The following is a 19,304-nucleotide window of genomic DNA, read 5'->3' on the forward strand; positions in this document are numbered from 1 at the left end:
GTGACGGCAATGGCTACGGGAATTCTGCGGCCCCCAGGCACAGCGGCCGTCCCGGCCCCGGGCGGCGGGCGGTGACCCCCGGGCACGGCGTCCGTCACCCGTCGGCCCCGGCCCCCGGCAGCGCCCCCGGCGCGCACGCCGGAGCCACCCTCGCCAAGGCCGCCTCGGAGAACTTCCCCGTCGCCCCCGCCTTCCTGCCCCGCGCCTGGCGCCAGGGCCTCATGGCGGTCTACGGCTACGCCCGCCTCGTCGACGACATCGGCGACGGCGACCTCGCCCCCGGCGGCCGCGACGCCGTCCTCCTCGGCCTCGACCCGGCCGCCGCCGACGACCGCCTCGCCATGCTCGACGCCTTCGAGGCCGACCTGCTGCGCGTCTTCGGCGGCACCGACGGCCCCCCGCGCCACCCCCTGCTGCTCGCCCTCCAGCCCGTCGCGCGCGAGCACCGCCTCAGCCCCGAGCACTTCCTCGGGCTCATCGAGGCCAACCGCCAGGACCAGCGGGTCGCGCGCTACACCACCTACGGGGAACTCCTCGCCTACTGCGAGCTCTCCGCCAACACCGTCGGCCGCCTCGTACTGGAGCTCACCGGCACCAGCACCCCCGAGCGGATCCGCCGCTCCGACGCCGTCTGCACCGCCCTGCAGATCGCCGAACACCTCCAGGACGTCACCGAGGACCTCGCCCGCGACCGGATCTACCTCCCGGCCGAGGACATGCGGCGCTTCCACGTCGCCGAGGCCGACCTCGGGGCCCGCTCCGCCGGAGCCTCCGTACGCTCCCTGATCGCCTTCGAAACAGAACGCACATACGAACTCCTGAATGAAGGCACCCCACTCGTGGGTAGCGTGCACGGCAGGCTACGGCTGTTGCTCGCGGGGTTCGTGGGAGGGGGGCGAGCCGCCCTGCGGGCGATCTCGGCCGCAGGCTTCGACGTCCTGCCCGGCCCGCCCAAGCCCACCCGAGGCCTGCTCCTCCGCGAGGTGGCCGCCGTCCTGCGCACAGCGCCGAGAAAGGGGTGAGCCCGAACGTGGAGGGCCCCAACCACGCGTCCGTCCCGTCCGCCCCGGTCCTCGCCGCCTACAGCTACTGCGAGGCCGTGACCGGAACCCAGGCGCGCAACTTCGCCTACGGCATCCGGCTGCTGCCCACCGACAAGCGGCAGGCGATGTCCGCGCTGTACGCCTTCTCGCGGCGCGTCGACGACATCGGCGACGGCACCCTCGCCCCCGAGGCCAAACTGGCCCGCCTGGAGGACACCCGCGCCGTCCTCGGCCGGATCCGGGCCGGGGAGGTCGACGAGGACGACACCGACCCGGTCGCCGTGGCCCTCGCGCACGCCGCCCGCCGCTTCCCCATCCCGCTCGGCGGACTCGACGAGCTCATCGACGGGGTCCTGATGGACGTCCGCGGCGAGGAGTACGAGACCTGGGACGACCTCAAGGCGTACTGCCGCTGCGTCGCCGGCGCCATCGGCCGGCTCTCGCTGGGCGTGTTCGGCACGGTCGGCCCCGGCGAGCACGCCGAGGAGTACGCCGACACCCTGGGCCTGGCCCTCCAGCTCACCAACATCCTCCGCGACGTCCGCGAGGACGCCGGCAACGGCCGCACCTACCTCCCCGCCGAGGACCTCGCCAAGTTCGGCTGCTCCGAGGGCTTCCGCAGCGGCCGGCTCCCCGCCGGCTCCGACTTCCCCGGCCTGGTCCACCACGAAGTCCGGCGCGCCCGCGCCCTCTTCACCGAGGGCTACCGCCTGCTGCCCATGCTCGACCGGCGCAGCGGCGCCTGCGTGGCCGCGATGGCCGGCATCTACCGCCGCCTGCTGGACCGCATCGAGCGCGAACCCGCGGCCGTGCTGCGCGGACGCGTCTCGCTGCCGACCCACGAGAAGGCGTACGTGGCCGTGCGCGGCCTCTCGGGCCTCGACGCCCGCACCATCTCCCGCCAGACCGCCCGGAGGCGCGCCTGATGCCGCCCACCCCGGCCCCGCCCACCCCCCACGTCCCGGCCCCCACCCCGACCGGGCCCGTCACCCAGGCCCCGTCCGCCGCACCGGCCCGCATCCTCGGGCCGGTGCGGGGCTCCGCCCTGGCTCGGCCCGCGGCCCTGGCTGAGGGCTCCGGTCCGGCCTGCGGCGTGACCGGGCTGCGCCGATCGGGCCCGGGCCGTCAGGCCCCGGACCCGGTGGCCGTGTGCCCCGGCCGGGCAACCCGCGGGCACGCGGGCGCGTCCTATCGTCCGGGCTCCGCCCGTACCGCGGCAGCACCCTCCGGCCCCGAGGGCCGGCGCACCACACGGGAGGCATCATGAGCGGCAGCGGAACCGGCAGCGGAACCGGCAGCGGAACCGGCGGCGGAACCGGCGGCGCCGTCGTCATCGGCGGGGGGCTCGCCGGAGTCACCGCCGCCCTCGAACTGGCCGACGCCGGACTGCGGGTCACCCTCCTCGAAGGACGCCCCCGGCTCGGCGGCCTCGCCTTCTCCTTCAAACGCGGCGACCTGACCGTCGACAACGGCCAGCACGTCTACCTGCGCTGCTGCACCGCCTACCGGTGGTTCCTCGACCGCGTCGACGGCGCCGCCCTCGCCCCGCTCCAGGACCGCCTGGACGTCCCCGTCCTCGACGTGGCCCACGCCGCCGGCCCCCGCCTGGGCCGGCTGCGCCGCAGCGCACTGCCCGTGCCCCTGCACCTCGCCGCCTCCCTGGCCCGCTACCCGCACCTCTCCCTCGCCGAGCGGGCCTCCGTCGGCCGCGCCGCCCTCGCCCTGCGCCGCCTCGACCCCGCCGACCCGGCGCTCGACGGCCTCGATTTCGCCACCTGGCTCGCCCGGTACGGCCAGAGCCCGCGCACCGTCGAAGCGCTCTGGGACCTCGTCGGCATCGCCACCCTCAACGCCACCGCCCAGCAGTCCTCCCTGGGCCTGGCCGCCATGGTCTTCAAGACCGGCCTGCTCTCCGAGAACGGCGCCGCCGACATCGGCTGGGCCCGCGTCCCGCTCGGCGAACTCCACGACACCCTCACCCGCAAGGCCCTCGACTCCGCCGGCGTGCGCACCGAGCTGCGCACCCGCGTCACCGCCGTCACCCGCGGCGAAGACGGGAACTGGCGCGTCGACACCGACGGGGAGTCCTTCGACGCCGGCACCGTCGTCCTCGCCGTCCCGCAGCGCGAAGCCCACGGCCTGCTGCCCCCCGGCGCCCTCGCCGACCCCGACAAGCTCCTCGACATCGGCACCGCTCCGATCCTCAACGTCCACGTCGTGTACGACCGCAAGGTGCTCCGGCAGCCCTTCTTCGCCGCCCTCGGCACCCCCGTCCAGTGGGTCTTCGACCGCACCGACTCCTCCGGACTCACCGACGGCGGCCAGTACCTGGCCCTGTCCCAGTCCGTCGCCCACGACGACATCGACGAGCCCGTCTCCGTCCTGCGCGCCAAGTACCTGCCCGAACTGGAACGGCTGCTGCCGGCCGCCCGGGGCGCGAAGGTGCGGGACTTCTTCGTCACCCGCGAGCGCACCGCCACCTTCGCCCCCAGCCCGGGCGTCGGCCGGCTGCGCCCGGGCCCCCGGACCGACACGCCGGGGCTCTATCTCGCCGGTGCGTGGACCGCCACCGGCTGGCCCGCGACCATGGAGAGCGCCGTCCGCAGCGGCCTCGGCGCGGCACACGCCGCGCTCGCCGCGCTCGGCCGCCCCCGCGAACATCCTCTGCAGGAGGCGGTATGACGACCAGCACGAGCACCACCAGCACGACCCGCACAGCACGTACAGGAAACAGAGGAGAGCCAGTGAACCCGGGGAACCCGGCTGTCGAGAACACGGATGCCGACGCGGGCACGGCCGGCGGGGGAGCGGAGAAGACCGGCACCCTCGCCCTCCTCGAACGCGGCCGCACGCTGTCGACCCCCGTGCTCCGCGCGGCGGTGGACCGGCTCGCGGCGCCCATGGACACCGTCGCCGCCTACCACTTCGGCTGGATCGACGCCCAGGGCAACCCGGCGGACGGCGACGGCGGCAAGGCCGTGCGCCCCGCCCTCGCGCTGCTCTCCGCCGAGGCGGCCGGCGCCCCTGCCGAGGCCGGCATCCCCGGCGCCGTCGCCGTGGAACTCGTCCACAACTTCTCGCTGCTGCACGACGACCTGATGGACGGCGACGAACAGCGCCGCCACCGCGACACCGTGTGGAAGGTCCACGGCCCCGCGCTGGCCATCCTCGTCGGCGACGCCCTCTTCGCCCTCGCCAACGAGGTGCTCCTGGAGCTCGGCACCGCCGAGGCCGCCCGTGCCACCCGCCGGCTGACCACCGCCAGCCGCAAGCTCATCGACGGCCAGGCCCAGGACATCTCCTACGAGCACCGCGAGCGCGTCAGCGTTCGAGAATGCCTCGAGATGGAGGGGAACAAGACCGGAGCCCTGCTCGCGTGCGCGGTCTCCATCGGCGCCGTGCTCGGCGGCGCGGACGACCGCACGGCCGACAAGCTGGAGGAGTACGGCTACCACCTCGGCCTCGCCTTCCAGGCCGTCGACGACCTCCTCGGCATCTGGGGCGACCCCGAGTCCACCGGCAAGCAGACCTGGAGCGACCTGCGCCAGCGCAAGAAGTCCCTGCCCGTCGTCGCGGCCCTCGCCGCGGGCGGACCCGCATGTGAGGAGCTTGCGAGGCTGCTCGCGGCCGACGCCAAGAGCAACGACTTCGAGAACTTCTCGGAGGAGGAGTTCGCCCACCGCGCCGCCCTGATCGAGGCCGCCGGCGGCCGTCAGTGGACCGCCGACGAGGCGCGCCGCCAGCACGCGATCGCCGTTCGAGCCCTCGACGACGTGGACATGCCGCAGCGGGTGCGCGAGCAGCTGGTCGCGCTCGCGGACTTCGTCGTCGTGCGCAAGAGGTGATCTTCGCCGGAAAGTGGATATGAATCGCGAGTCGCCGGGCGGGGGCCCCTCCTCCTGAGAGGTCCCCGGCCGACGGCAGACCCTGGCACAGCCGACGAACGGTACGAAGGGGAAGCCATGACAGCGACGACCGACGGCGGCGGTGCGATCACCGGCGGCGCCGATCCGCGACACGACAGCACGGCGGTCCCTGCCGCCGTGGCCGCAGGGCCGTCCGGCGAGGACACCGGCCTGCTCAAGGGAGTCCAGGAGGCCACCGACCGGGCCGTCCGCGAACTGCTGGACCGCCAGGACGCGGACGGCTGGTGGAAGGGCGACCTCCAGACCAACGTCACCATGGACGCCGAGGACCTGCTGCTGCGCCAGTTCCTCGGCATCCGCGACGAGGCGACCACCCGGGCCGCCGCCCTCTTCATCCGCGGCGAGCAGCAGCCCGACGGCACCTGGGCCACCTTCCACGGAGGCCCGCCCGAGCTCTCCGCCACGATCGAGGCGTACGTGGCCCTGCGGCTGGCCGGGGACCTGCCCGACGCCCCGCACATGGCCCGCGCCTCGGCCTGGATCCGCGAGCAGGGCGGGATCGCCTCCGCCCGGGTCTTCACCCGCATCTGGCTGGCCCTCTTCGGCTGGTGGAGCTGGGACGACCTGCCCGAACTCCCGCCCGAGCTGGTCTTCCTGCCGTCCTGGGTGCCGCTGAACATCTACGACTTCGGCTGCTGGGCCCGCCAGACCATCGTCCCGCTGACCGTCGTCTCCGCACTGCGGCCCGTCCGCCCGGCCCCCTTCGCCCTCGACGAGCTGCACACCGACGCCCGCGACCCGAACCCGGCCAAGCCGCTGGCCCCGGTGGCCAGTTGGGACGGCGCCTTCCAGCGCATGGACAAGGCGCTGCACCTCTACCGGCGCATCGCCCCGCGCCGGCTGCGCAAGGCGGCCATGGCCGCCGCCGGCCGCTGGATCGTCGAACGCCAGGAGAACGACGGCTGCTGGGGCGGCATCCAGCCCCCCGCCGTGTACTCCGTCATCGCCCTGCACCTGCTCGGCTACGACCTCGGGCACCCGGTGATGCGGGCGGGCCTGGAATCCCTCGACCGCTTCGCCGTCTGGCGCGAGGACGGCGCCCGCATGGTCGAGGCCTGCCAGTCGCCGGTCTGGGACACCTGCCTCGCCGCCATCGCCCTGGCCGACGCGGGCGTCCGCCCCGACCACCCGGCGCTGGTGAAGGCCGCCGACTGGATGCTCGGCGAGGAGATCCGGCGCCCGGGCGACTGGGCCGTGCGCCGTCCCGGACTGGCCCCGGGCGGCTGGGCCTTCGAATTCCACAACGACACCTACCCCGACATCGACGACACCGCCGAGGTCGTCCTCGCCCTGCGCCGCATCCGCCACCCCGAACCGGCGAAGGTCGAGGCCGCCATCGCCCGCGGTACCTCCTGGACCCTCGGGATGCAGTCCAAGGACGGGGCCTGGGCCGCCTTCGACGCCGACAACACCAGCCCGTTCCCCAACCGGCTGCCCTTCTGCGACTTCGGGGAGGTCATCGACCCGCCGTCCGCCGACGTCACCGCCCACGTGGTGGAGATGCTGGCCGCCGAGGGGAAGGCCGGCGACCCGCGCGCCCGGCGCGGCATCGCCTGGCTGCTCGCCGAACAGGAGCCGGAGGGCGGCTGGTTCGGCCGCTGGGGCACCAACTACGTGTACGGGACCGGCTCGGTGGTCCCCGCGCTGACCGCGGCCGGGATCTCCCCCCGACACCCCGCCGTGCGGCGGGCCGTCGCCTGGCTGGAGTCCGTACAGAACGCGGACGGCGGGTGGGGCGAGGACCAGCGCTCCTACCGGGACCGCTCCTGGGCAGGCAAGGGCGCCTCCACCGCCTCGCAGACCGCCTGGGCGCTGATGGCCCTGCTCGCGGCGGGGGAGCGGGAGGGCGAGGCCGTCCGGCGCGGGCTCGCGTACCTGGTGGAGACCCAGCGCGCCGACGGCACCTGGGACGAGCCGTACTTCACCGGGACCGGCTTCCCCTGGGACTTCTCCATCAACTACCACCTCTACCGGCAGGTGTTCCCGCTCACCGCCCTGGGCCGCTACCTGTACGGGGAGCCCTTCGGCCCGGCCGCGGCTGCCCGCCGAGCCGGCCAGGCCCCGGCCGCCGCCCCCGTTCCGGCCGAGGGGGCCTGATGTCCGCCCGGGCGGCCCCGTCAGCGCCGCCGCTGCTGATCGCCTGCGCCCTGCGCATCGAGCGGGCGGCCCTCGGCGGCGCGGGCCGCTCGGCCGCAGGGGGCACGGTGCTGCGGACCGGGATGGGCCCGCGCGCCGCCGACCGGGCCGTGGCCCGGGCCCTGGGGCGCCCGGGGATGGAACGCGCCGCCGTCCTCGCCACCGGCTTCTGCGCCGGCCTGGTCCCCGGGATGAACCCCGGAGACCTCGTCGTCGCCGAGGAGACCCGCGATCCCCGCGGGGCGGTCTCCTGCACCGGTACCGCCCTGCTCGCCGGGGCACTGGCCCGCGCCCTTCCGGGGCGGACCGTGCACACCGGCGTACTGACCGGCTCCGACCACGTCGTCCGGGGACAGGAGCGCGACCGGCTGCGGGCCGCCGGCGCGATCGCGGTCGACATGGAGTCCGCGGCCACCCTGTGGACCGCTTCCGGGGCGGGTCGCCCGGTTGCGGCCGTCCGGGTGATCGTGGACGCTCCGGAGCACGAGCTCGTCCGTATCGGTACGGTCCGCGGTGGAATATCTGCCTTCCGTGTACTACGTGCCGTACTGCCCGCTTTTCATGAATGGCACCGTTCGTTGCTGATTCCCAGGAGGTGAACCAGATGGCCATGCCGCTGCGACAGTCCATCAGGGTCGGGACCTATCTTCTCGAACAGAAGCTCCGCAAGCGCGAGAAGTTCCCGCTGATCGTCGAGCTGGAGCCGCTCTACGCGTGCAACCTGGCCTGTGAGGGGTGCGGGAAGATCCAGCACCCGGCCGGGGTGCTCAAGCAGCGCATGCCCGTCGCCCAGGCGGTCGGCGCCGTCCTGGAGTCCGGCGCGCCCATGGTGTCCATCGCGGGCGGCGAGCCCCTGATGCACCCCCAGATCGACGAGATCGTCCGGCAGCTGGTGGCCCGGCGGAAGTACGTCTTCCTCTGCACCAACGCCCTGCTGCTCCGCAAGAAGATCGAGAAGTTCACCCCGTCCCCCTATTTCGCCTTCGCCGTGCACATCGACGGACTGCGCGAACGCCACGACGAATCCGTGGCCAAGGAAGGTGTGTTCGACGAGGCCGTCGCCGCGATCAAGGAGGCCAAGCGCCGCGGATTCCGGGTGACGACCAACTCCACCTTCTTCAACACCGACACCCCGCAAACCGTCATCGAGGTGCTGAACTACCTCAATGACGACCTCAAGGTGGACGAAATGATGATCTCGCCCGCCTATGCCTACGAAAAGGCCCCCGACCAGGAGCACTTCCTGGGCGTCGAACAGACCCGCGAACTCTTCAGGAAGGCATTCGCGGGCGGCAACCGGCGCCGCTGGCGGCTCAACCACTCCCCGCTCTTCCTGGACTTCCTGGAAGGGAAGGCGGATTTCCCCTGCACCGCCTGGGCCATTCCGAATTACTCCCTCTTCGGCTGGCAGCGCCCCTGCTATCTGATGAGCGACGGATACGTGCCCACCTACCGGGAGCTGGTGAACGACACCGACTGGAGCAAGTACGGCCGCGGCAAGGACCCGCGCTGCGCCAACTGCATGGCGCACTGCGGCTACGAGCCCACCGCCGTCCTCGCCACCATGGGCTCCCTCAAGGAGTCCCTGCGCGCCGCCCGCGAGACGGTCGCCGGGAACCGGGACGCGTCGGCATGACGGCGCCGCAGGCGGGGGCGGCCGGCGGGGGAGGGGGCTTCGACCTGGCCGCGCTGCTCGCCGAGCGCGGCGGGGAGCGCTACGAGCTGCACGCCCGCCACCTCAACCACCAGCTGCCCCGCATGCTGCGCACCATCGGCTTCGACAAGGTCTACGTGCGCGCCGAGGGCGCCCACTTCTGGGACGCCGAGGGCAACGACTACCTCGACATGCTCGCCGGCTTCGGCGTCATGGGCCTGGGCCGCCACCACCCGGTGGTCCGCCGGGCCCTGCACGAGGTGCTGGACGCCCAGCTCGCCGACCTGACCCGCTTCGACTGCCAGCCGCTGCCCGGGCTGCTGGCCGAGAAGCTGCTCTCCCACAGCCCCCACCTCGACCGGGTGTTCTTCGGCAACAGCGGCACCGAGGCGGTCGAGACCGCCCTGAAGTTCGCCCGGTACGCCACCGGCCGGCCCAGGATCCTCTACTGCGACCACGCGTTCCACGGGCTCACCACGGGCTCCCTGTCGGTCAACGGCGAGGGCGGCTTCCGCGACGGCTTCGCCCCGCTGCTGCCCGACACGAAGATCGCCCTCGGGGACCTGGGGGCGCTGGAGCGCGAGCTGCGCCGGGGCGACGTGGCGGCCTTCGTGGTCGAGCCGATCCAGGGCAAGGGGGTGCACGCCGCCCCGCCGGGGTTCCTGCGCGCCGCCCAGGAGCTCCTGCACCGGCACAAGGCCCTGCTGATCGCCGACGAGGTGCAGACCGGCCTCGGACGGACCGGGGACTTCTACGCGTACCAGAACGAACCGGGCGTGGAACCGGACCTGGTGTGCGTGGCCAAGGCCCTCTCCGGCGGGTACGTGCCCGTCGGCGCGACGCTGGGCAAGGACTGGATCTTCCAGAAGGTCTACTCGTCCATGGACCGCGTCCTGGTGCACTCCGCGAGCTTCGGCTCCAACGCCCAGGCGATGGCGGCCGGGCTCGCGGTCCTGCACGTCATGAAGGACGAGCAGGTCGTGGCCAACGCCCGGACCATGGGCGACCTGCTGCGCGGGCGGCTGGCCGCGCTCGTGGACGAGTACGAGATGCTCCACGAGGTGCGCGGCCGGGGGCTGATGATCGGCATCGAGTTCGGCCGGCCGTCCTCGCTGGGCCTGCGCAGCCGCTGGACGATGCTCCAGGCGGCCCGCAAGGGGCTGTTCGCGCAGATGGTGGTGGTGCCGCTGCTGAACCGGCACCGGATCCTCACCCAGGTCTCGGGGGACCACCTGGAGGTCATCAAGCTGATCCCGCCGCTGATCGTGGACGAGGCGGACGTGGACCGGTTCGTCGGTGCCTTCCGCGAGGTCATGGACGAGGCGCACGGCGGGGGCTCGCTGATGTGGGACTTCGGCCGGACCCTGGTCAAGCAGGCCGTCGGCAACCGCTAGGCCATCCCTCGCGCAGTCGGCGGGACGGGGCCCCGGCAGGCCGGGGCCCCGTGCGGGCTCACTCCAGCAGCCGGTCGCGCAGCCGCTCCAGCGTCGCCGGGGTCAGCCCCAGGCCCTCGGCGAGGTAGCGGTCCGGCCCGCCCCAGTGCACGTCGACGGTCTCGTACGCGGCGAGCAGGTACTCGGGGCGGGCGTCGAACAGCGGCGCCAGCAGCTCCGTCACCTCGGCGGGACGGGTCTCGGGCGTCTCGTCGCCGCGCCGCATCCGGTAGCGGTTGTGCGGGGCGTTCGACTCCATGTAGTCCGCCACGACGGCATCGCGGTCGACCCCGAGGGCGAGCAGGGTGACGGCGACCGTCAGGCCCGCCCGGTCCTTGCCCGCCGCGCAGTGCAGGAGCGCGGGCACGCTGTCCTCGGCGAGCGCGCGCACCACCCGGCCGTGCTCGGCCGTGCGCTCGCGGATCATCTCCCGGTACGACTCCGCCATGCGGGCGGCCGCCCTGCCGCCGCCCAGGAGCCCGCGGAGCTGGTCGATCCCGCCCTCGCGGACCATCCGCCAGAACTCCCCGCCGTCGGCGGGGTCCGAGAGCGGGATGTTGACGTTGCGCACGCCCGGCAGTTCGACGTCCGGGCCCTCGACGGCCCGGTCGGCGGCGTTGCGGAAGTCGAAGACGGTGTGCAGGCCGAGGGAGGCGAGGAATTCCGCATCGGTTTCGGTGGCATGTGCCAGATGTCCGCTTCGGAACAGTCGTCCCGGCCTGACCCTCCGTCCATCCGTGGTCGGCAAGCCGCCCACGTCACGGAAATTACGCACTCCGGTCATCTCGGGCGTGGGTTCGGGGTGCGCGGAAAGGTCCTGCGGTATCTGCTGGGTCACGTGTACTCCTCCGCGGTGTGCCGCGTGTCCGAATTGCTCTGGTTGAGACCAACTTGCCATAGGTGGACGCGAGATCGGGCCGAACTCCGTGAGCCAGATCATACGGTGACCGTGCGTGCCTGATCGCGAAACGCGAATTCCCATGCCGGGGCGGCCGTTGCCGTTCCGGAATGGACGCAGGGTGACCGGAATTCCGTTGATCCCTCATGCCTGCTATTCCGTCAGGGAATTCACGGCTTGTTGCCCGTGCCTCCGCTGGATTACCTTCGCGAGCGATCCGGGTGGACCGCCTAATCCTGCCGCCGCCCGGGAACCGCACCCGACCAAGACGCGCGGCAGGAGCGGGGGACCCATGCAGGCCGCCGGGCCGGACCGAATCCGGCGCGGCTCGGGGTGAAGCCGTACCCGTACGGCCGGACATCTCCAGTCCGAACCCGACAGCTCACCTCGCAGGCGCCGGAGAGGAATTCGCCATGCCCGGAAAGGGTAAGCACCGCCGTCCGAAGTCCCGTTCCATATCCCGCGGCCTGGCCTTCGCCGGCACCGGGGGCGCGGCCCTCGCGCTGCCGCTGATGGGCGCCGCGGGGGCCCACGCGGCCGCCCCGGCCGCCGTGACCCCGGCCGCCGCTCCCGTCCAGGCTACGGAGGCGTTCCGGACGGCGGCTCCCGCCGCGGCCCCGGCCGCCGCCCAGGCCGCCCCGGCCGTCTACACGGTGGTGCCCGGCGACTGCCTCTCGACCATCGCCGCCGAGCGCGGCCTCTCCGGCGGCTGGGAGCAGCTGTACGCCGCCAACCGCGAGGCCGTCGGTGACGACCCCTCCCTCATCCACCCGGGCCTGCGCCTGACCCTCGACGGGGACGCCGCCCCCGCCCCCAAGCCGGCTGCGGCGCCGGCCGAGGAGTCCTCGAGCGGAACTCCGGCGGCCGGCGCGGACGCCGCCGGTGCCGCCCCGGCCGAGGACGACGGCGCCGGACCGGGCACCGCCGGCTCCTCCGCCGCCGCGCCGCTGAAGGGCTCCGCCGCCCCGTCCCGCGGAATGAAGCAGTCCGCGCCGGCCGCCCAGTCCGCGCCCGCGAGCGCCGCCGGGTTCGTCGCCCCCGTCAGCGGCGGCATCTCCACCCAGTACCGCACCCCGGGCGCCATGTGGTCCTCCGGCTACCACACCGGCGTCGACTTCATCGCGAGCACCGGCACCACCGTCCGGGCCGTCGGCGCGGGCACCGTGGTTTCCGCAGGCTGGGGCGGTGCCTACGGCAACCAGGTCGTCATCCGGCACGCCGACGGCAAGTACTCCCAGTACGGCCACCTGTCCCAGCTGAACGTCTCGACGGGCCAGACCGTCACCGCCGGCCAGAGCATCGGCCTCTCGGGCGCCACCGGCAACGTGACCGGCCCGCACCTCCACTTCGAGATCCGCACGGGTCCGTCCTACGGCTCCGACATCGACCCGCTGGCCTACCTCCGCTCGAAGGGCGTCAGCGTCTGACGACCGCCCGTGCGGCGGAGCGCCGGCACGCGCGGGGCCGGGACCCGAGGGGGGTTCCGGCCCCGCGTGTACTTATTCCTTATCCCCCGCGTGGTATAGATCACGGTCCGTCAACCCCTCATTACGTTGGCGTAGGTTGGCGACGGGGGTGAAGGATGGGTTCCCGTGGCAGCGACGAAGACGACACTCAAGACCATCGGCTCGTACGCGGCGATCGGGGACAGCTTCACCGAAGGCGTGGGGGACCCGGGACCCGGGGATTCGTATCTCGGCTGGGCCGACCGGCTCGCCGTACTCCTGGCGGATCAGCGCGACGAGCACGACTTCCGGTACGCGAACCTCGCGGTGCGCGGCAAGGTGCTCGACCAGATCGTGGAGGAGCAGGTTCCGCGGGCCAAGGAACTGGCCCCCGACCTCGTCTCCTTCTGTGCGGGCGGCAACGACATCATCCGGCCCGGCAGCGACCCCGACGACGTGGCGGAGCGCTTCGAGGCGGCCGTGGCCGACCTCACCGGCGCCGTCGGCCTCGTCATGATCACCACCGGCTTCGACACCCGGGGCGTGCCCGTCCTCAAGCACCTGCGCGGCAAGATCGCGACGTACAACGCCCACGTGCGCGCCATCGCCGACCGTTACGGCTGCCCGGTGCTCGACCTGTGGTCGCTCAAGACCGTCCAGGACCGCCGGGCCTGGGACGACGACCGCCTCCACCTCTCGCCCGAGGGGCACACCCGCGTCGCGCTGCGCGCCGCGCAGGTCCTCGGGTACGAGGTCCCCGCCGACCCCGACCAGCCCTGGCCGCCGGCCGCGCCGCGCGGGTCCGTGGACGTCACCCGGGACAACATCCAGTGGGCGCGCGAGTACCTCGTGCCCTGGATCGGGCGGCGGCTGCGCGGGGAGTCCTCCGGCGACAACGTCGAGGCCAAGCGCCCCGACCTGCTCCCGCTGTAGCCCACCAGGCCCGGGCCTGGTCCCGCCCGGCCCGGGCCCGGCCCGGGCCCGGCCCGGGCCTGGTCCCGCCCGGCCCGGGCCCGGCCCGGGCCTGGTCCCGCCCGGCCCGGGCCCGGCCCGGGCCTGGTCCCGCCCGGCCCGGGCCCGGCCCGGGCCCGGCCCGGGCCTGGTCCCGGCCGGGCGCGGCCCCGGTCCCGCCCGGACCGGCTGCCGGACCGGGGGAGCAGGACGCCGGCGGCCGGGCGCGGGAAGCCGCCCGGCATCCGGACGGCGGCCGGGGGGAAACGGCCGGGCGGAATCCTGGGAGGCCGGTGCGCGTTGGGATGGTCGTGGGCGTAACCCGCCCCACCCCACCCGCACTACCCAGGAGGCGCCTTGACCGGCTCCCTTCCCCTGCGTCCCCGGCTGCGCGCCCTGCGGCCCGAAGCCTTCGGCGCGGACCCGTCCGGCGCGCGGCTGGAGCGCATCCTGAGCTCGCCGAACTTCGCCGACGGCGTCTTCCAGAACCCGGTGGGGGCCCGGACCAGGCCTTCCGGCTCGATGCTGGAGTTCGCCAAGATCTACTTCCACAAGGAGCAGCGGATCCGGCGCAACCCCGGCGCGCCCGTCCCCGTCCACCCCACCACCCTCGCCGAGCTGGCCAAGCCGCCGGCGAGCGGACTGCGCCTGACCTGGATGGGGCACTCCAGCGTGCTCGCCGAGATCGACGGCCGCCGCGTGCTCTTCGACCCCGTCTGGGGCGAGCGCTGCTCCCCCTTCCCCTTCGCCGGACCCAAGCGGCTGCACCCCGTGCCGGTACCGCTGGCCTCCCTCGGCGAGGTCGACGTCGTGGTCATCTCCCACGACCACTACGACCACCTGGACCTGCCCACCATCAAGGCCCTGGCCGGCACCGGCACGGTCTTCGCCGTCCCCCTGGGCGTCGGCGCGCACCTGGAGCGCTGGGGCGTCGCCCCGGGCCGGCTGCGCGAGCTCGACTGGAACGAGTCCACCGAGGTCGCGGGCCTCTCCCTGACGGCCACCCCGGCCCGCCACTTCTGCGGGCGCGGCCTGCGCAACCAGCAGTCCACCCTCTGGGCCTCCTGGGTGGTGGCGGGCGAGGAGCACCGGATCTTCCACAGCGGGGACACCGGCTACTTCCCCGGTTTCAAGGAGATCGGCGCCGAACACGGCCCCTTCGACGCCACGATGATCCAGATCGGGGCCTACTCGGAGTACTGGCCCGACATCCACATGACCCCCGAGGAAGGCATGCGCGCCCACCTCGACCTCCAGGGCGGCGCCCCGTCCGGCACGATGCTGCCGATCCACTGGGGCACCTTCAACCTGGCCCCGCACCCGTGGGACGAGCCCGGCGAGGGCACCGTGGCCGCCGCCGTGGCCCAGGGCGCCGCCATCGCCCTCCCCATCCCCGGCCGGCCCTTCGAACCGGGCGCCCCCGACGTCCCGGCCGCACCCTGGTGGCGCCCCTACGTCGCGGGCCCCGTGACCCCAGCGGACACCCCGGCCACCCCGGACACGCCCGCCGCGGCGGGCGTCCTCGATCCGGCGCCGGCGCCGGCGGCCGGACTAGGGGAACCGGAGGCCGTCGGGTCGTGAACCCGGGAGCGCGCACGCCCCGACCTGCAGGGGCGTGCGCGCTCCCGGCGCATTCGGGCTGTCGTGCGAGCGCTCCATCGGGAGCGGGAAGCAGCCCGGCGAAGTTCCCCAACTCGGCAACGGTCGTGGGAGCGTGCGGTCTAGCGTGGGTATCCGGTGATCAACACCGGGCCCCGGGAACTGGATCCGGGGGCCGGGCCCCACGTACCGAGGACGCCGATGTCCGGACTCCGCGCCGCCCGCCACGCCCCGTCGAGACACGCCGCCACGGGTCCCGGCCGGCAGATACGCCCCCAGCTGGTCCGTGCCGCCGTGCTGCCCACGCTCGCCGCCGCGCTCAGCGGCACCGCCGCGGTGATCTTCACCCTGCAGCTCGGCGGCGGCGCCGGACACCGGGACGCGCGGCTCTGGCCGGTGCTCGCGGGCTGCGCCCTGCTGGCCGTCGGGGCGCTCGCCGCCGCCCTGCTGGGGGCCCAGCGCGCCGCCAAGGCCGTCCGGGACCGGTGCGAGGCGCTGCGGCGCTCCAGCATGCGCGGCCGCCAGGAGCTGCGTACGACCGCCGAGCGCCTGGAACGGGGCGAGCGGCCGGCGCGCCCCGTGTGGGCCGGGCGGGGCACCGTGCCGCCGGAGGCCGCGGGTCCGGCCCGGGTGGACGAGTTCTGGCTGCTGGCACAGGAGTTGCGCGGCGCCCGCGAGCAGGCGCACGAAGCGCTCGTACGGCTGGCCGCCCCGGCCGCGCCCAGCGACAGCGACCGCAAGGTGGAGGTCTTCGTCAACCTCGCGCGCCGGCTCCAGTCGCTGGTGCACCGTGAGATCTCCCTCCTCGACGAGCTGGAGGACACGGTCGAGGACCCCGACCTGCTCCGGCAGCTCTTCCACGTCGACCACCTCGCCACCCGGATCCGCCGGCACGCCGAGAACCTGGCGGTGCTCGGCGGGGCCGCCTCCCGGCGCCAGTGGACGCGGCCGATCGACCTGAGCGAGGTGCTGCGCTCCTCGGTGGCCGAGGTGGAGCAGTACACGCGGGTCAAGGTGGTGCCCCCGGCGGGCGGTACCGTGCGCGGGCACGCCGTGGCCGACGTGGTGCACCTGCTGGCCGAACTCGTGGAGAACGCCACGGTGTTCTCCGCCCCCGACACCGACGTCGTGGTGCGCGCGGAGCGGGTCACCGCCGGGATCGCGGTGGAGGTGGAGGACCGCGGGCTGGGCATGCCGCCGCAGGAGCAGAACCGGATGAACACCCTGCTGGGCGACCCCGACCAGGTCAGCGTCCGGCACCTGCTGGCGGACGGCCGGATCGGCCTGTTCGTGGTCTCGGCACTGGCCCGGCGGCACGGGATCGCCGTCGAGCTGAAGTCCAACATCTACGGCGGGGTCCTCGCCGTCCTGGTCCTGCCCCAGGGCCTGCTGGGCGCCGAGGCCCCGGGCGCCGCCGACGCACTGGGCGGCTCCCGCGCCACCTCCTGGGGCACGGCCGAGACCACCCCGCCCCTGGAACCGGCCCGCCTCACCGAGCCGCCGGCCCCCGGTCCGCGACGGGCCGCCCCACCACCCCCGCCCGGCGCGGGCGGCACCGCGGCAGCCGGCCCCGGCCGGCCCGCCGAGACCTTGCGCGCACCGGATCCCTGGTGGTCCCGGGACGCGGGCCCCGTGTCCGCCTCCGGCGCGGAGCCCGGCGAGGACGTGGGCCCCCTTGCCCCCGCCTCCGGCCCGGCTCCCGGCGCCGGCCGGTCCGTGGACGCCCACGGCACCGGGGCCGCCGGCCGCATCCCCGACCCCGGGCACACCCTCGACCTCGGCCTGGTCCCCGCCTTCCCCGAGGGGTTCGCGGCCCCGGGCACCGCACACGCACCCGTGTGGGCCCGCGGCGAGGAAGCCGGGGACGGCGGGACACGGCCGGCGCCCCTCCCGCGCCGCATCCCCGCCGCGCGCGCGGACCGGGACGACCGGCCGGCGCTGCCCCGGCGCCGGGCCCAGACGCACCTCGCACCGCAGCTGCGCGAGACCCCAGCCCCCCGCCGCCCGGACGGGGACGCCGAACGGCCCGTGCACGACCCCGGCCTGATGGCGGCCTTCCAGCGGGGCTTCGGCCTCGCCCAGTCGTCCGAGCAGCAGACATGACCCCCCGCGTGTACACCCGCACGAACCCCAGCAAGGAGCACACCCCCATGGCCGGCGAAGTGGCGACGCAGACACAGACGCAGACGCAGACGAAGCCGCTGTCGAAGACCGGCAGCCTCTCGGACCTCGACTGGCTGCTCGGCGGACTGGTCCAGCGCGTCCCGTACACGCGCGCCGCGGTGCTGCTGACCAACGACGGGCTGGTCACCTGCGTGCACGGCCTGGACTCCGACAGCGCCGACCACATGGCCGCCCTCGCGTCCGGCCTGTACTCCCTCGGCCGCAGCGCCGGCGCCCGCTTCGGCGACGGCGCCGAGGTCCGCCAGGTCGTCGTCGAACTCGACACCGCCCTCGTCTTCGTCTCCGCGGCCGGCTCCGGCACCTGCCTGGCCGTCCTCGCGGACCGGGAGGCCGACGCGGGCGTACTGGGCTACGAGATGGCCATGCTGGTCAAGAGCGTCCGGCCCTACCTCGCGGCCCCGCCGCGCCGCCCCGTCGCCGACACCGAAGCCGGGCGATGAGGGTCTGGGCGAGGGGGGCGCGGGGACCCGGGGCCGGGGGGCCGCGCGACACGCCCTGGCTGGACGACTCGGCCGGCCGGGTCATGCGCCCGTACACGGCCAGCGGCGGCCGTACCCGGCCCGCCGTCGCCCTCGACCTGCTGTCGCTGGTGTGCGCCACCGGGGTCCGGCCCAGGGTCCCGCTCGGCGCCGAGCACGTCCTCGCCCTGCGCTGCTGCGCGGCCGCTCCGGCGGTGACCGTCGCCGAGGTCGCCGGCCACCTGCGGCTGCCGGCGGTGGTGGTCAAGGTGCTGCTGTCCGACCTGATGGAGTACGGGGCCGTGCGCGCGCAGGCCCCGAGGTTCCCGGGCGGCGGGGGGTCCTTCGCCGCCGACGACCAGACCCTGCTGAGGGCGGTGCTCGATGGCCTTCGCCGGCGGCTCTGAGGCCCCGGCCCTGCCCGCGACCCTGAAGATCCTGGTCGCGGGCGGGTTCGGGGCGGGGAAGACCACCTTCGTGGGCGCGGTCAGCGAGATCGAGCCTCTGTGCACGGAGGAACTGCTGAGCGGGATCGGCGCGGCCGCCGACCCGCTCGACGGGGTGGAGGCCAAGACGGCGACCACGGTGGCCCTGGACTTCGGCCGGCTCACCCTCGACGACCGCCACGTCCTCTACCTGTTCGGCACGCCCGGCCAGCAGCGCTTCTGGTTCCTGTGGGAGGAGCTCTGCGCGGGCGCGCTCGGCGCCGTCGTCCTCGTCGACACCCGCCGCCTCGCCGACTGCTTCCCCGCCGTGGACTTCTTCGAACGGCGCGGCATCGGCTTCGTCGTCGCCGTCAACGAGTTCGACGGCGGCCACCGCTACACGGCCGAGGAGGTCCGCGAGGCGGTGGGGCTCGGCCCGGAGGTTCCCGTCGTCCGCTGCGACGCGCGCCTGACGGGCTCCGGGACCCGGACGCTGGCCGCCCTCGTCCACCACCTGCTGACCACGGCCCGGCGCTCCGCCGGGCCCCGTCCGGCAGTCCAGCACGCCTACGCACACCACTCCGCACCGGGGGAACCGCCATGAACCGCTATGAATCGACCGGACATCTGCTGCTCACCCCCGTGGACCGGGAGGCGCCCGCACGGGTGGTCCGGCTGCGCGAGATGAACCTGGGGGACCGGGTGGACGCCGAACTCGACGCCTTCGCCCGCCGGGTCGCGCAGACCCTGGAGGCCCCGTACGCGGGGGTCAACTTCGTCGGCGAGGACCGCCAGTTCTTCGCCGGACTGCACCACGGCCCGGACGCGGCCGCGAGCGGCTACCCCGCCCGGGTGCTGCCCCGCGACCACGGCTACTGCCCGCACGTGGTGGTGCGGCGGCGGGCCCTGGTCCTGGAGGACGTACGGGACTTCGCGCGGTTCGCGGGCAACGCCGTCGTGGACGAGAGCGGGATCCGCTCCTACCTGGGCGCGCCGCTCACGGACCGGCGGGGCATCGTCCTCGGCACGGTGTGCGCGGTGGACGTGGTGCCCCGGCGGTGGGGGCTGGCGGGGCTGACGACGGTCAAGGCCCTCGCCGCGGAGCTCGCGGAGCTGCTCCAGGCGCGCGCGGACCGCCCGGCCTGAGGCCGC

The 19,304-nt window shown here is 74.5% G+C and carries 17 protein-coding genes and 1 riboswitch; of the genes, 16 read left to right on the forward strand and 1 reads right to left on the reverse strand.

Features of this window, described 5'->3' with window-relative positions; translation table 11 throughout:
• Window positions 1-71 precede the first annotated feature (71 nt).
• The 8 genes from hpnC (at window position 72) to B4U46_RS29280 (ending at window position 10,153) form a co-directional block, all read left to right on the forward strand.
• A complete protein-coding gene (gene hpnC / locus B4U46_RS29245; protein WP_079430637.1) occupies window positions 72-1,022 on the forward strand; it encodes a squalene synthase HpnC in 951 nt (316 codons plus the stop codon).
• Window positions 1,019-1,969 (forward strand): presqualene diphosphate synthase HpnD, encoded by a 951-nt coding sequence (hpnD, locus tag B4U46_RS29250; protein WP_100862452.1) that lies wholly within the window; start codon window positions 1,019-1,021, stop codon window positions 1,967-1,969. The genes hpnC and hpnD overlap by 4 nt, the downstream gene beginning before the upstream one ends.
• Window positions 1,970-2,306: 337 nt before the next feature.
• Window positions 2,307-3,725: a hydroxysqualene dehydroxylase HpnE gene (gene hpnE / locus B4U46_RS29255; RefSeq protein ID WP_079430638.1), complete on the forward strand. Its 1,419-nt coding sequence runs from the start codon at window positions 2,307-2,309 to the stop codon at window positions 3,723-3,725.
• 62 nt (window positions 3,726-3,787) lie between these two features.
• Window positions 3,788-4,888 (forward strand): polyprenyl synthetase family protein, encoded by a 1,101-nt coding sequence (locus tag B4U46_RS29260; protein ID WP_398898831.1) that lies wholly within the window; start codon window positions 3,788-3,790, stop codon window positions 4,886-4,888.
• Window positions 4,889-5,005: 117 nt separating this feature from the next.
• Window positions 5,006-7,066 carry a squalene--hopene cyclase gene (gene shc, locus B4U46_RS29265; RefSeq protein WP_079430640.1) on the forward strand — a complete coding sequence of 687 codons (2,061 nt, stop codon included), beginning with the start codon at window positions 5,006-5,008 and terminating at the stop codon, window positions 7,064-7,066.
• On the forward strand, window positions 7,066-7,704 hold the full coding sequence (locus B4U46_RS29270; RefSeq protein ID WP_079430641.1) for a 1-hydroxy-2-methyl-2-butenyl 4-diphosphate reductase: 639 nt from the start codon (window positions 7,066-7,068) through the stop codon (window positions 7,702-7,704). Before shc ends, B4U46_RS29270 begins: the two co-directional genes overlap by 1 nt.
• A gap of 5 nt (window positions 7,705-7,709) precedes the next feature.
• On the forward strand, window positions 7,710-8,741 hold the full coding sequence (hpnH, locus tag B4U46_RS29275; protein WP_079432061.1) for an adenosyl-hopene transferase HpnH: 1,032 nt from the start codon (window positions 7,710-7,712) through the stop codon (window positions 8,739-8,741).
• Window positions 8,738-10,153, forward strand: a complete 1,416-nt coding sequence (locus B4U46_RS29280) for an aspartate aminotransferase family protein (protein WP_079430642.1) — start codon at window positions 8,738-8,740, stop codon at window positions 10,151-10,153. Before hpnH ends, B4U46_RS29280 begins: the two co-directional genes overlap by 4 nt.
• Before the next feature lie 58 nt (window positions 10,154-10,211).
• On the opposite strand, the gene B4U46_RS29285 is transcribed toward B4U46_RS29280, so the two are convergent.
• Window positions 10,212-11,030: a tyrosine-protein phosphatase gene (locus B4U46_RS29285; protein WP_079430643.1), complete on the reverse strand. Its 819-nt coding sequence runs from the start codon at window positions 11,028-11,030 to the stop codon at window positions 10,212-10,214.
• Window positions 11,031-11,340: 310 nt separating this feature from the next.
• A riboswitch (cyclic di-AMP (ydaO/yuaA leader) is annotated at window positions 11,341-11,499 on the forward strand.
• Window positions 11,500-11,503: 4 nt separating this feature from the next.
• On the opposite strand from B4U46_RS29285, the gene B4U46_RS29290 reads away from it, so the two are divergent.
• From B4U46_RS29290 to B4U46_RS29325, 8 genes are all read left to right on the forward strand, one after another.
• On the forward strand, window positions 11,504-12,517 hold the full coding sequence (locus B4U46_RS29290) for a M23 family metallopeptidase (RefSeq protein WP_079430644.1): 1,014 nt from the start codon (window positions 11,504-11,506) through the stop codon (window positions 12,515-12,517).
• Between the two features lie 165 nt (window positions 12,518-12,682).
• The gene (locus tag B4U46_RS29295) at window positions 12,683-13,468 is read left to right on the forward strand and encodes an SGNH/GDSL hydrolase family protein (RefSeq protein ID WP_079430645.1); all 786 of its coding nucleotides are present in this window, start codon (window positions 12,683-12,685) and stop codon (window positions 13,466-13,468) included.
• Between the two features lie 375 nt (window positions 13,469-13,843).
• A complete protein-coding gene (locus B4U46_RS29300) occupies window positions 13,844-15,067 on the forward strand; it encodes an MBL fold metallo-hydrolase (protein ID WP_079430646.1) in 1,224 nt (407 codons plus the stop codon).
• Window positions 15,068-15,286: 219 nt separating this feature from the next.
• Window positions 15,287-17,188: a sensor histidine kinase gene (locus tag B4U46_RS29305; RefSeq protein ID WP_107438342.1), complete on the forward strand. Its 1,902-nt coding sequence runs from the start codon at window positions 15,287-15,289 to the stop codon at window positions 17,186-17,188.
• A gap of 47 nt (window positions 17,189-17,235) precedes the next feature.
• Window positions 17,236-17,709, forward strand: a complete 474-nt coding sequence (locus tag B4U46_RS29310) for a roadblock/LC7 domain-containing protein (protein WP_079432062.1) — start codon at window positions 17,236-17,238, stop codon at window positions 17,707-17,709.
• Between the two features lie 83 nt (window positions 17,710-17,792).
• Window positions 17,793-18,134: a DUF742 domain-containing protein gene (locus B4U46_RS29315; protein WP_100862445.1), complete on the forward strand. Its 342-nt coding sequence runs from the start codon at window positions 17,793-17,795 to the stop codon at window positions 18,132-18,134.
• Window positions 18,112-18,756: a GTP-binding protein gene (locus B4U46_RS29320; RefSeq protein WP_079430648.1), complete on the forward strand. Its 645-nt coding sequence runs from the start codon at window positions 18,112-18,114 to the stop codon at window positions 18,754-18,756. Before B4U46_RS29315 ends, B4U46_RS29320 begins: the two co-directional genes overlap by 23 nt.
• Window positions 18,753-19,298, forward strand: a complete 546-nt coding sequence (locus B4U46_RS29325; protein WP_079430649.1) for a GAF domain-containing protein — start codon at window positions 18,753-18,755, stop codon at window positions 19,296-19,298. The genes B4U46_RS29320 and B4U46_RS29325 overlap by 4 nt, the downstream gene beginning before the upstream one ends.
• Window positions 19,299-19,304 lie beyond the last annotated feature (6 nt).

The sequence above is a fragment of the Streptomyces katrae genome, from assembly GCF_002028425.1.
Lineage (GTDB): Bacteria > Actinomycetota > Actinomycetes > Streptomycetales > Streptomycetaceae > Streptomyces > Streptomyces katrae_A.